Consider the following 12,850-nt stretch of genomic DNA (forward strand, 5'->3'; position numbering starts at 1 on the left):
CCGGATACCGTCTAACCTGCGGTATCCATGCATTGCTCCCTCACAACAGGCCAAAAGCGTTTCGCTTAGGGTAAAAAATAACACCTGAATTTTCAGTTAATTGCATCATAAGCTGCAAATAAACGCCGATTTAGACCACTATTCTGCCGATTAAAACCCCTGCAGAAACGGATAATCATGCCGATAACTCAACTATTGCAGGGCTGTTTATCGTGAATTCACTGTATACCGCTGAAGGTGTAATGGATAAACACTCGCTATGGCAGCGTTACGTACCTCTGGTGCGCCATGAAGCATTGCGCCTACAGGTGCGATTGCCGGCGAGCGTGGAACTGGACGATCTGCTTCAGGCGGGCGGCATCGGGTTATTGAATGCTGTGGAACGTTACGATGCTCTGCAAGGAACGGCATTTACCACTTACGCAGTGCAACGCATTCGCGGTGCGATGCTGGATGAATTGCGCAGCCGGGACTGGGTGCCGCGCAGCGTCCGACGCAACGCGCGCGAAGTGGCGCAGGCGATGGGGCAGCTGGAACAAGAGCTGGGGCGTAACGCCACGGAAACCGAAGTCTCACAACGACTCGGTATTCCTGTTGAGGAGTATCGTCAGATGCTTCTGGACACCAATAACAGCCAGCTTTTCTCTTACGATGAATGGAGAGAAGAGCATGGCGACAGTATTGAATTGGTGACCGAGGAGAACCAACAGGAAAACCCGCTCTTCCAGTTAATGGAAGGCAACTTGCGGCAGCGTGTGATCGAGGCGATCGAAGCGCTACCGGAACGCGAACAGCTTGTGCTGACGCTCTACTACCAGGAAGAGCTTAATCTCAAAGAGATTGGCGCGGTACTGGAAGTGGGCGAATCGCGTGTCAGCCAGTTGCACAGCCAGGCCATCAAACGTCTGCGTACCAAGCTGGGTAAGTTATAGGACGTTGATGAGTTCATCACCCCTGAAAAATGCCGCACAACCAATGACAACCAGGAGTTATCATGACGGTGCAGCAAGTAAAAAGACGGCCGTTAAGCCGCTACCTTAAAGACTTTAAACATAGCCAAACGCATTGTGCTCACTGCCATAAGCTGCTCGACCGCATCACGTTGGTCAGGCGCGGTGAGATAGTCAATAAAATCGCGATTTCCCGTCTCGACACCTTAATGAACGAAGAAGAGTGGCAACAGGAGCGCCAGGAATGGGTCGCCCTGTGTCGTTTCTGCGGTGATTTGCATTGCAAAGAGCAGAGCGATTTTTTCGATATTATCGGTTTTAAACAATACCTTTTCGAACAGACCGACATGAGCCCCGGCACGGTGCGCGAATATGTTGTCCGTCTGCGTCGCCTCGGCAATCACCTGACAGAGCTTAATGTTCCACGGGAGCTTCTGACTAATGGCTATCTGGATGACAACCTGGCGCCGTGGCTGCCAGCCACCAGCACCAATAACTACCGCATTGCCCTGCGCAAGTACGCCCAGTTCCAGGCGCTGACTGCCCCGGTTAAGATGCAAAATCTGGCTTATCCCACAACCTCGGATATATATTAAATTTGAATAAGATGTAGCGTAGTCGTGTTTGCCATTGGCGATAAACACCTTACACTACAGTAACTACTTAAAACTATTGGGATGATGGGAAGACGATGAAGCTAGCTCTTATTGGCCGTCAGGCACTGATGGGTGTGATGGCGGTGGCGTTAATGGCGGGGATTAGCGCCAAAACGTTCGCCGCTGAGAATCTGTTGAATCAGGTCAAAGAACGCGGCTCGCTGCGTGTTGGCCTTGAGGGAACCTATCCTCCGTTCAGCTTCCAGGGGGACGATGGCAAGCTGACCGGGTTTGAGGTGGAATTCGCCAATGAACTGGCAAAACACCTTGGCGTGAAGGCCGATCTCAAGCCGACCAAGTGGGACGGTATGCTGGCGGCGCTCGATTCTAAACGTATCGATGTGGTCATCAATCAGGTCACCATCTCTGACGAACGTAAGAAAAAGTATGATTTCTCTACGCCGTACACCGTTTCGGGTATTCAGGCGCTGGTGAAAAAGGGGAATGAAGGCGCTATCAAAACCGCGGCCGATCTGAAAGGCAAAAAAGTGGGTGTCGGCCTCGGGACCAATTACGAAGAGTGGTTACGCGGCAACGTTCCGGGTGTGGATATCCGCACTTATGACGACGACCCGACAAAATATCAGGATTTGCGCGTCGGTCGTATTGACGCCATTCTGGTTGACCGCCTGGCAGCGCTGGATTTAGTGAAAAAAACCAACAACACGCTGGCCGTGACTGGCGAAGCGTTCTCACGTCAGGAAGCGGGTGTGGCGCTGCGTAAAGGCAACGACGATCTGCTGAAAGCGATTGACGGTGCGATTGCCGACATGCAAAAAGACGGAAGTCTGAAGGCATTGTCTGAGAAATGGTTTGGTGCTGATGTGACGCAATAAGCACCCCTGGTTAAAAAAGGCGCTGATTCTGGCGCCTTTTTTTATTTCCAGGGCAAGTGCGTGCATAATAAAAACAGATGAGTCAGGAGATGCTATGTCACTTCAAAATTTAACACGTTTCCCACGGCTGGAATTTATTGGCGCACCGACACCGCTGGAGTTTTTGCCCCGTCTCTCCGATCACCTTGGACGCGAAATTTTCATCAAGCGCGATGACGTCACACCGATGGCGATGGGCGGCAACAAACTACGCAAACTGGAGTTCCTCGCCGCCGATGCGCTGCGCGAAGGCGCCGATACGCTGGTAACGGCAGGCGCTATTCAGTCCAACCATGTACGCCAGACTGCGGCGGTCGCGGCAAAACTTGGCCTTCATTGCGTTGCGCTGCTGGAAAACCCCATCAACACCCGTGCAGAAAACTATCTCACCAACGGCAATCGTCTGTTGCTGGATTTATTTAACACGCAGGTAGAAATGTGCGACGCGCTGACCGATCCCACCGCGCAACTCGACGACCTGGCGACCCGCCTGGAATTACAGGGTTTCCGTCCGTACGTAATCCCGGTAGGCGGTTCAAACGCGCTGGGTGCGCTGGGTTACGTTGAAAGCGCGCTGGAAATCGCTCAGCAGTGTGAAGACGTGGTGGATCTGTCGTCCATCGTGGTCGCTTCTGGTAGCGCAGGCACCCATGCCGGACTGGCGGTGGGCCTTGAGCAACTGTTGCCGGACGTTTCGCTGGTTGGCGTTACTGTCTCGCGCACCGTGACGGAACAGAAGCCGAAAGTGGTGGCGCTGCAACAGTCGATTGCCGCCAGCCTCGAACTCGACGCAAAAGCAGACATCCTGCTGTGGGATGAGTACTTCGCGCCTGGCTACGGCATGCCGAATGAAGCAGGCATGGAAGCGGTTAAACTACTGGCTTCGCTTGAAGGCATTCTGCTTGATCCGGTCTACACCGGTAAAGCGATGGCCGGGCTTATCGACGGCATTACTCAGAAGCGTTTCAGGGATGACGGCGCCATTTTGTTTGTTCATACGGGCGGGGCGCCAGCGCTGTTTGCTTACCATCCTCACATCTAACGCAGAAAATCAATAATGCAAGAAAGTATCCAACTGGTGTTCGATTCGGCGCCGTATTTGTTAAATGGGGCCATTTTTACACTTCAGCTCAGCGTCGGTGGCATGATTTTTGGCCTGTTGCTGGGGTTTATCCTCGCGCTGATGCGTATGTCGGCCCTCTGGCCGGTCCGGTGGCTGGCGCGTTTTTATATCTCCATCTTTCGCGGGACGCCACTCATCGCGCAGCTGTTTATGATCTACTACGGTCTGCCGCAATTCGGCATTGAACTGGATCCGATCCCGGCGGCGATGATTGGCCTGTCGCTCAACACCGCCGCGTATGCATCCGAAACGCTGCGTGCTGCCATTTCGTCAATTGACAAAGGGCAGTGGGAAGCGGCGGCCAGTATTGGTATGACGCCGTGGCAGACACTGCGTCGCGCCATTCTGCCGCAGGCTGCGCGGGTGGCGCTGCCGCCGCTGTCGAACAGTTTTATCAGCCTGGTAAAAGATACCTCGCTCGCTGCTACCATTCAGGTGCCGGAACTGTTTCGCCAGGCGCAGCTCATCACTTCGCGTACGCTGGAAGTCTTCACTATGTATCTGGCGGCATCGCTGATTTACTGGGTGATGGCGACGGTACTATCGACCCTGCAGAACTATTTTGAAAATCAGCTTAACCGCCAGGAGCGTGATCCGAAATGAGTGCTATCGAAGTCAAAAACCTGGTGAAGAAATTTCATGGTCAGACGGTGCTGCACGGCATCGATCTTGAAGTGAACGAAGGTGAAATTGTCGCGATCATCGGCCCCAGCGGCTCAGGCAAAACCACCCTGTTGCGCAGTATCAACCTGCTGGAACAACCAGAAAGCGGTACGATCAAAGTCGGGGATATTACCATTGATACTGCACGCGCGCTCAGCCAGCAGAAAGGGCTGATTCGCCGTCTGCGTCAGCATGTGGGATTCGTTTTCCAGAACTTTAATCTCTTCCCGCACCGCACGGTGCTGGAAAATATCATTGAAGGGCCTGTGTTCGTGAAAGGCGAAAACAAGGCGAATGCCAGCGAGCGTGCGCTGGATCTGCTGGAGAAAGTCGGGCTGAAGGGGAAAGAGACCAGCTATCCGCGTCGTCTTTCCGGCGGTCAGCAGCAGCGTGTGGCGATTGCCCGCGCGCTGGCCATGCGCCCGGACGTGATCCTGTTTGATGAGCCGACATCAGCGCTGGATCCTGAACTGGTAGGTGAAGTGCTGAACACCATTCGCCAGCTGGCACAGGAAAAACGCACGATGGTTATCGTGACTCATGAAATGAGTTTTGCTCGTGATGTTGCGGACAGAGCGATTTTTATGGATCAGGGGCGTATCGTTGAGCAGGGCGATGCCAAAACCTTGTTCACTGATCCAAAACAACCGCGTACGCGCCAGTTCCTCGCCAAGTTTCTCATTAAGTAACGCATCCGTTCATAACATTACTTTCAACGACGCATCTGGCAAGTACTGCAGGTGTGTCGTTTTCCTATCTCAATCCAGCGCCATTAACATTTCCTTCAGAATGAATTACCCTTTTATTTCACGGAATGGGATATTTCATTCATATGAATAGGAAATTTGTGCTAATTTCGAGATTCATAATAATGATTATTACTTAGAGGTTTATTCGTTGGTTATGAGGGACGATGATTTTTTCAGATGGCGGCGGCAAATGCTGCAACATTTCCAGTCAATAACAACGAGCGAGCAGATCTATACGCTTTTACAGCAGCAAACGGAGCGGCTGGAATATGACTATTTTTCACTCTGCGTCCGACACCCGGTTCCCTTTACACGTCCGAAGCTATCTATTCACACCACCTATCCCGAACGCTGGTGGTCGCATTATATGGCGGAGAAATTCCATGCCATAGATCCGGTATTAAAAGCAGAAAATTTTTGTCGCGGACATTTACGCTGGGACGATGACTTATTTAGTGACGCTTCATTGTTATGGGATTCCGCACGTGATCACGGCTTGCGCAACGGCGTGACACAATGTCTGATGTTACCGAATCGGGCGATGGGCTTTTTGTCTGTCTCGCGGGAAAGCGAGTCGGGGGAGGCGGTATGTGAAGATGACGAAATGGAACTACGGTTACAGACGCTGACTGAGCAGAGCCTGTTGGCGCTACTGAGGCTGGAAGACGAGATGGTGGTGCCGGCAGAAATGCGATTCAGCAAACGTGAGCTGGAGATCCTGAAATGGACGGCGGAAGGCAAGACCTCCGCGGAAATCGCGATGATCCTGTCGATTTCAGAGAACACAGTGAATTTTCATCAAAAGAATATGCAAAAGAAATTCAACGCACCGAATAAAACGCAGATTGCCTGTTATGCGGCGGCGACGGGGATCATCTGAGCGCAATGCGCTGAAGGAAACCGGCTGAGGGTGTGTCGTCAGCCGGTCTGGAAAGAATTACTGGCGGTACGCTTGTTTAATCTGCTTAACAGTGCTGGAAAAAACGGCAGCCTGAGCCTCATCTTCCATCTGCATGATTTGCTTTTCCATTTTGATAATCACGCGGCCCGCGTCGGCCTGGCCCATCGCCTGTAGCATCAGCGTCAGCAGTGCTTTCAGACAGGTCACTTCCTGGGCGAGTTGTTGATTATTTTCGGCAGTGGAAAAATCAGGTGTGCTCATCTGGTTCCTCATTAAAGTCGTGCGCGCATGCCACATCATCCCGCAGGTCGCCTCGTTGCAGCCCCGGCACGCTCCGGTGATTGTGTTTATATGCGTTAAGTAAAGTTAAGGCGGCGAAGTATAACACAAGATTAGTCAAAAAATGGAGTGCTTGTTTTTTGTCCTAATTATCAACGAAAAATGCAATTGCGGACGGCATTATACTGCCGCTTCGATATATGCTCGCCAATATTGTTTAAATCAGGTTCTTCTCTGGTTAATTCTTGTTACATATTTAATTTCGCCATTATTCTCTCAGACTTTTCTTGGGTTTTTCGGAAGTAGTGTATGGAAATTGCTTAAAAAAACTTAACGCAGTGCCTATGTTCCAGGTGACTTTCCAGTAGATGTACAGTCTGATTTCCAGAAAAAGGAGTAAAATGCGGAGTAGGACATTTTTTAAGTTTCAAAGTTAAGATAAAACCCGTTAATATGGTGGTGATATAGAATCAGTAGCGTTATCCCTATTCTGGAGATTATTCCTTTGATCAACGTCCTTCTTGTTGATGACCACGAACTGGTGCGCGCAGGGATACGACGCATTCTGGAAGATATAAAGGGTATTAAAGTTGCCGGTGAAGTTAACTGCGGTGAGGATGCCGTTAAGTGGTGCCGTGCAAATGCTGTCGATGTCGTGTTAATGGATATGAACATGCCCGGCATTGGTGGACTCGAAGCGACGCGAAAAATTGCGCGCGCTTGCGTCGACACCAAAGTCATTATGCTGACAGTGCATACTGAAAACCCACTCCCCGCCAGGGTCATGCAGGCGGGGGCGGCAGGTTACCTGAGTAAAGGTGCTGCGCCGCAGGACGTTGTTAACGCCATTCGTTCGGTCTATGCCGGTCAGCGTTACATCGCTTCTGACATCGCTCAGCAGATGGCGCTTAGTCAGATTGAGCCGGAAAAAACAGAGTCGCCATTCGCCAGTTTGTCTGAACGTGAATTGCAGATTATGCTGATGATCACCAAAGGTCAGAAGGTCAATGAGATCTCAGAGCAACTGAATCTCAGTCCTAAAACGGTGAACAGCTACCGCTACAGAATGTTTAGTAAACTTAACATTCATGGCGATGTCGAGCTGACCCACCTGGCAATTCGTCATGGCCTGTGTAATGCGGAGTCGTTAGCAAATCAGTGAGTGATGTGTTTGATTCGAAAGCCTTCCTGAAGACTGTAACCAGCCAGCCCGGTGTTTATCGTATGTATGACGCCGGCGGCACGGTTATTTATGTCGGCAAAGCCAAAGACCTGAAAAAACGGCTTTCCAGCTATTTTCGCAGCAATCTCGCCTCCCGTAAAACCGAAGCGCTGGTGTCGCAAATCACCCAGATCGACGTGACCGTTACGCATACCGAAACGGAAGCGTTGTTGCTGGAACATAACTACATCAAGCTGTATCAACCGCGCTATAACGTGCTGTTGCGGGATGATAAATCCTATCCGTTCATTTTTCTCAGTGGCGATACGCACCCGCGTCTGGCTGTCCATCGCGGTGCGAAGCATGCGAAAGGGGAGTATTTCGGGCCGTTCCCGAACGGCTACGCGGTGCGTGAGACGCTGGCGCTGTTGCAAAAAATCTTCCCGATCCGTCAATGCGAGAACAGCGTTTACCGCAATCGCTCTCGCCCCTGCCTGCAATATCAGATTGGTCGTTGTCTCGGGCCGTGCGTCGCCGGGCTGGTGAGTGAAGACGAATATGCCCGGCAGGTGGATTACGTCCGCCTGTTCCTTTCCGGCAAAGACGATCAGGTACTGACACAGTTGATTGCGCGGATGGAAAAAGCCAGTCAGTCGCTGGAATTTGAAGAAGCCGCGCGCATTCGCGATCAGATCCAGGCCGTGCGTCGGGTCACTGAAAAACAGTTTGTTTCCAATACTGGCGACGACCTTGATGTCATCGGCGTTGCGTTTGATGGTGGTATGGCTTGCGTCCATGTGCTGTTTATTCGCCAGGGGAAAGTGCTGGGTAGCCGTAGCTACTTCCCGAAAGTGCCGGGTGGCACAGAAACGGGTGAAATTGTCGAAACGTTCGTCGGTCAGTTTTATCTGCAGGGAAGTCAGTCGCGGACGCTGCCGTCTGAGATTCTGCTCGATTTCGCCCTTGCAGATAAAACCCTGCTGGCGGATACCCTTTCTGAATTCGCCGGACGGCGAATTAACGTACAGACGAAGCCGCGAGGCGATCGGGCGCGTTATCTGAAACTGGCGCGCACCAATGCGGCGACCGCGCTGGTGACGAAGCTGTCGCAACAGTCGACCATCACCCAGCGTTTAACCGCACTGGCGACAGTGCTCAAACTGCCTGAAATTAAACGCATGGAGTGTTTTGATATCAGCCATACGATGGGCGAACAGACTATCGCCTCCTGCGTTGTGTTTGACACAAATGGCCCTCTGCGCGCTGAATATCGCCGCTATAATATTACTGGCATCACACCAGGCGATGATTACGCGGCCATGAATCAGGTGCTACGTCGTCGTTATGGCAAGGCGATTGATGACAATAAAATTCCCGACGTCATTCTTATCGATGGCGGTAAAGGCCAACTGGGGCAGGCGAAAGCGGTATTTGCCGGGCTGGATGTCACATGGGATAAGCATCACCCGATTTTGCTCGGTGTGGCAAAAGGATCAGATCGTAAAGCGGGTCTGGAAACGCTGTTCTTCGAACCGGAAGGCGAGGGTTTCAGCCTGCCGCCGGATTCGCCTGCACTGCATGTCATCCAGCATATCCGCGACGAATCACATGACCACGCGATTACCGGGCACCGAAAAAAACGCGCTAAGGTTAAGAGCTCCAGTACGCTTGAAACCATCGAGGGCGTGGGGCCAAAGCGCCGCCAGATGCTGTTGAAGTATATGGGCGGTTTGCAAGGTTTGCAGAAGGCGAGCGTCGAGGAAATTGCCAAAGTACCGGGCATATCGCACGGTCTGGCAGAAAAGATCTTCTACTCGTTGAAACATTAGGGGCTCTGTAGCAACATAGGGCTAATATTTTACTGACAACAGATAGTTACCGTCACCATGCAATTTAATATCCCTACGTTGCTCACTCTGTTTCGCGTCATCCTTATCCCATTCTTTGTGCTGGCGTTTTATCTGCCATTCACCTGGGCACCGTTTCTTTGTGCGTTGATTTTCCTGGTGGCGGCGGTTACCGACTGGTTCGATGGTTTTCTGGCGCGCCGCTGGAACCAGAGCACGCGCTTTGGCGCCTTTCTCGATCCGGTGGCTGATAAAGTCATGGTGGCAATCGCGATGGTGCTGGTCGCCGAGCATTATCACACCTGGTGGGTAACGCTCCCGGCGGCGACGATGATCGCCCGTGAAATCATTATCTCGGCGCTGCGTGAGTGGATGGCGGAGCTGGGTAAACGCAGCAGTGTGGCGGTATCGTGGATCGGCAAAGTGAAAACCACGGCCCAGATGACAGCGCTGGTATGGATGCTGTGGCGTCCGAACGACTGGGTGGAGTGGGCCGGTATTGGTCTGTTCTTCGTTGCTGCCGTGCTGACGCTGTGGTCCATGCTGCAGTATCTCAATGCCGCGCGCGGCGATTTGCTTGAACAGTGATCGTTTCGCCGCAAAATTCAGCAAACGATCCTGAATGCGAAAAATATCGTTGACTCAGTGCGTCAGGTAAGTAGAATGCAACGCATCGAACGGCAGCGCAGATTGCCAGACGATAATGAAATCAAGTGATTAACCAACCTTGATGATGCGGGAATAGCTCAGTTGGTAGAGCACGACCTTGCCAAGGTCGGGGTCGCGAGTTCGAGTCTCGTTTCCCGCTCCAGTTTAAGGCATCGGCAATTTTGCGGGTGTGGCAGTACTCAGGCGCGTTAGCAAAGCGGTTATGTAGCGGATTGCAAATCCGTCTAGTCCGGTTCGACTCCGGAACGCGCCTCCACTTTACATCCCGAGCCCGGATGGTGGAATCGGTAGACACAAGGGATTTAAAATCCCTCGGCGTTCGCGCTGTGCGGGTTCAAGTCCCGCTCCGGGTACCATTGGGAAAGACGAATAAAATCAATGATAAGCAGTGTCGTGTAACCGCCTTCTCAGGCGGTTTTTTTTATCTCTGTTCCTTTCAAAAAAGCCAAACCTCCCCATCACGAATTCCGAATTCATACTCTTCGTTTTATCTTCAGATAATGTTTTTAAGTAGCACTTAAGAATAATCAACAGCATCTTAAATGATTGTCCTCACAAAAAAAGGCTTACAAAACAGAGTGATGGTGTTCTTTATTCACGTAATTTCAACCTGTGATTTGTTATGTGTTTAAAGCTATTTCATTTGAGATCACCTCTCTAAACTTCGAAAATACAATTCGTGTACTACCTGGTTTGAACAAACTTGAAATAATCTGGATTGGTAAAATATTCCAGCCAATTATTTCGCTTAATACCGAAATGCACGGGTATTAAGTGCGATTTTGGCCGCTGCAACATATCTGACTTCACTGGTTGCTCCTGGTCATATGAGGAATTTGTTCGGATGTGTAATGGAATGATTTTTTTAATTTAATATCCATGGGAAAAGAAGGTTCGTATTATATGAGTACGTATTTCAAACCTACTAAAATAGCGTTGTTTATCAGCGCAATATTATCTTCAGCGGCCGTCGTTGCAGCATCGGCACCTGCCAGTATTATTATTGATGAATCAACGGCATCGGACAAGCGTACAGTCAACCTTCCAACCGGCAGCAATGTGTCCTATATCAACATTGGTACTAATGATGCGCGGGTAACGATGGGGGATAACACGACCATCACCAGCGCCGGGGACTATCCGGATGATTCCCTTTATTATAATCCGGGTTATTTCATTACGGTTAAGGACGGTACAGTCGATCTTGGCAAGAATTTCACTCTCAATTACATGTTCGATTATTTAACGAATGGTAATTACAGGGCTGATGCCATTCGTTTGACAAATACGGGTGTGCTGAAGGCTGAAAACCTGACCATTAATGAACATGAAACAAGGGTTGGCGATACCAATACGGTTAGCGCCATTTATCTTAGTGGTAGTACGCGTGCCGATCTGAAAGGGACGACTACCATCACGACAGGAAATATTGAGACCCGGCAGGACGCTATTCTCAATGCAGAAAATGTCAATATTACTTATATTGACGAGGATCCACTTTCCAGACGTGGACATCATGCTGCCCTGGATTTACAGGGGCAAGAGGCCAACTTCACGGGTGATGTGAATATCCGGATGTTTGAGGGTTCACCTGGCCGTCTCGAAGGGATCGGTATTAAGGACGATAATGTCACCTTCGCCGGGAAGACCGCCGTTGATGTAGATATTATCAGTGGTAGTGTCGTCGGGGTTGAACTCTGGGACACGGTCTATCATGGCCGTGGAGATGACTGGACCCCGGATTACCTGACCAACAACGTCGCGTTTAACGAGCTTTCGATCAAGGGGATCAGCCGTGGGGATGCCGCTTCTGGCGGAAGCGTTACTGGTTTCGAAAGCATCAGCCAGATGGGAACAACAAGTGTCGCCATCAATAAAATTACGGTGGATGTGTCAGGGAATAGCAACGTTGATGGCATCCGGCTGCACGATTCTGAGACGGAGGGGGCCACAAAGTACCGCATTAATGACGCCAGTGTGAAAGTTTCTGGCGGAAATGCAGCGACGTTAACCGGCTATTACAGCGGTGGTGCTGATGACGCGACGACTGATACGGTAATTAAAAACATTAACGTCCAGTCCCAGGGCGGGAAAACGGTTTATTTAGTGGAACAACGGGGTTCTAACGATCATTTTACTGGGGATGTCACCTTAGGCAGCCAGGCGTCTTATGATTCCGCCGCGGGCACGATTTATTCTATCTTCGGTTACAGCTCCAGTGGTACCAGTTCAACAAACATTGTTAATAACAATAAGTTAGTTGCCTGGGGGAAAATGTACGCGGCAGGTGTACACAGTATTAATATTGCGACCGGTGATAACTCATACATCTATGGCGATACGGCGACTGAAGGTACTGGTACCATCAACCTCGCGCTGAATGGCAGCAACAGTCAGTGGGATATGGTGGGTGATTCCAACATCACTAACCTGACACTGAACGGTTCCACGCTGACCTTTATGCCGCCAGCGACTGAGACGCGTAAACTGACGCGTGATGCTGCCACCTTCAAGACTCTGACGGTGGACGGTGATTATCGCGGTAATAACGGTAATATCGTGATGAACGCCCAACTGGGTGATGACAGTTCTCCGACCGACCGTCTGCTGATTAGCGGCAACACCAGCGGTACCACCAACGTTAAAGTGCTGAACGCCGGCGGCGCGGGTGGTCTCACTACTGACGGTATCGAGCTGATTAGCGTGGGTGGGGATTCAGACGGCGAGTTCAAACAAAGTGGCCGTATCATTGCTGGTGCCTATGACTATACCCTGCAGCGTGGCGAAGGCCAGAACGCGGCGAACTGGTACCTTAGCAGCGCGCTGTCTCCGGAAGATCCGATTGACCCGATTGACCCGGTTGACCCGGTTGACCCGGTTGATCCGCAAGACCCGGCCGACCCTGTCGTACCGCAAAACCCGGTAACACCGCAGAAACCGGCTGAGCCGAAAGAGCACGCGGTACGCCCGGAAGCA

At 51.2% G+C, this 12,850-nt stretch carries 12 protein-coding genes and 3 tRNA genes; 14 read left to right on the plus strand and 1 reads right to left on the minus strand.

Annotated features, from left to right (window positions below):
* Positions 1-212 precede the first annotated feature (212 nt).
* The 7 genes from GTGU_RS00410 to sdiA all read left to right on the plus strand — a co-directional run bounded on the left by GTGU_RS00410 (position 213) and on the right by sdiA (position 5,896).
* On the plus strand, positions 213-932 hold the full coding sequence (locus tag GTGU_RS00410; protein ID WP_038153294.1) for an RNA polymerase sigma factor FliA: 720 nt from the start codon (positions 213-215) through the stop codon (positions 930-932).
* Between the two features lie 62 nt (positions 933-994).
* Entirely contained in the window at positions 995-1,546 is a 552-nt protein-coding gene (gene fliZ, locus GTGU_RS00415) for a flagella biosynthesis regulatory protein FliZ (RefSeq protein ID WP_038153296.1), read from the plus strand.
* 95 nt (positions 1,547-1,641) lie between these two features.
* A complete protein-coding gene (tcyJ, locus tag GTGU_RS00420) occupies positions 1,642-2,442 on the plus strand; it encodes a cystine ABC transporter substrate-binding protein (RefSeq protein WP_038153298.1) in 801 nt (266 codons plus the stop codon).
* A gap of 94 nt (positions 2,443-2,536) precedes the next feature.
* Positions 2,537-3,523, plus strand: coding sequence for a D-cysteine desulfhydrase (dcyD, locus tag GTGU_RS00425; protein ID WP_038153302.1), 987 nt, complete (start codon positions 2,537-2,539; stop codon positions 3,521-3,523).
* Positions 3,524-3,538: 15 nt separating this feature from the next.
* Positions 3,539-4,207, plus strand: a complete 669-nt coding sequence (gene tcyL / locus GTGU_RS00430) for a cystine ABC transporter permease (protein WP_038153304.1) — start codon at positions 3,539-3,541, stop codon at positions 4,205-4,207.
* On the plus strand, positions 4,204-4,956 hold the full coding sequence (gene tcyN / locus GTGU_RS00435; RefSeq protein ID WP_038153306.1) for an L-cystine ABC transporter ATP-binding protein TcyN: 753 nt from the start codon (positions 4,204-4,206) through the stop codon (positions 4,954-4,956). The genes tcyL and tcyN overlap by 4 nt, the downstream gene beginning before the upstream one ends.
* Before the next feature lie 214 nt (positions 4,957-5,170).
* Positions 5,171-5,896 carry a quorum-sensing transcriptional regulator SdiA gene (gene sdiA, locus GTGU_RS00440; protein ID WP_038153308.1) on the plus strand — a complete coding sequence of 242 codons (726 nt, stop codon included), beginning with the start codon at positions 5,171-5,173 and terminating at the stop codon, positions 5,894-5,896.
* Between the two features lie 57 nt (positions 5,897-5,953).
* Here the strand turns inward: sdiA and GTGU_RS00445 are convergent, their stop codons facing one another.
* Complete coding sequence (locus GTGU_RS00445; protein WP_038153310.1) at positions 5,954-6,178, minus strand: DUF2594 family protein; 225 nt, start codon at positions 6,176-6,178, stop codon at positions 5,954-5,956.
* A gap of 523 nt (positions 6,179-6,701) precedes the next feature.
* Between GTGU_RS00445 and uvrY the strand changes: the two genes are divergently transcribed.
* The 7 genes from uvrY to GTGU_RS26820 all read left to right on the plus strand — a co-directional run.
* The gene (uvrY, locus tag GTGU_RS00450; protein WP_038153312.1) at positions 6,702-7,358 is read left to right on the plus strand and encodes a UvrY/SirA/GacA family response regulator transcription factor; all 657 of its coding nucleotides are present in this window, start codon (positions 6,702-6,704) and stop codon (positions 7,356-7,358) included.
* The gene (gene uvrC / locus GTGU_RS00455) at positions 7,355-9,187 is read left to right on the plus strand and encodes an excinuclease ABC subunit UvrC (protein WP_038153313.1); all 1,833 of its coding nucleotides are present in this window, start codon (positions 7,355-7,357) and stop codon (positions 9,185-9,187) included. Before uvrY ends, uvrC begins: the two co-directional genes overlap by 4 nt.
* 57 nt (positions 9,188-9,244) lie before the next feature.
* Positions 9,245-9,793 carry a CDP-diacylglycerol--glycerol-3-phosphate 3-phosphatidyltransferase gene (gene pgsA / locus GTGU_RS00460; protein ID WP_038153316.1) on the plus strand — a complete coding sequence of 183 codons (549 nt, stop codon included), beginning with the start codon at positions 9,245-9,247 and terminating at the stop codon, positions 9,791-9,793.
* Positions 9,794-9,940: 147 nt separating this feature from the next.
* Positions 9,941-10,016, plus strand: a tRNA-Gly gene (locus GTGU_RS00465).
* Positions 10,017-10,056: 40 nt separating this feature from the next.
* A tRNA-Cys gene (locus GTGU_RS00470) sits at positions 10,057-10,130 on the plus strand.
* A 13-nt stretch (positions 10,131-10,143) separates the two neighbouring features.
* Positions 10,144-10,230, plus strand: a tRNA-Leu gene (locus GTGU_RS00475).
* Positions 10,231-10,777: 547 nt separating this feature from the next.
* On the plus strand, positions 10,778-12,850 hold a 2,073-nt coding region (locus GTGU_RS26820), incomplete at its 3' end, for an autotransporter outer membrane beta-barrel domain-containing protein (RefSeq protein ID WP_084222725.1).

The sequence above is a fragment of the Trabulsiella guamensis ATCC 49490 genome, assembly GCF_000734965.1.
GTDB lineage: Bacteria > Pseudomonadota > Gammaproteobacteria > Enterobacterales > Enterobacteriaceae > Trabulsiella > Trabulsiella guamensis.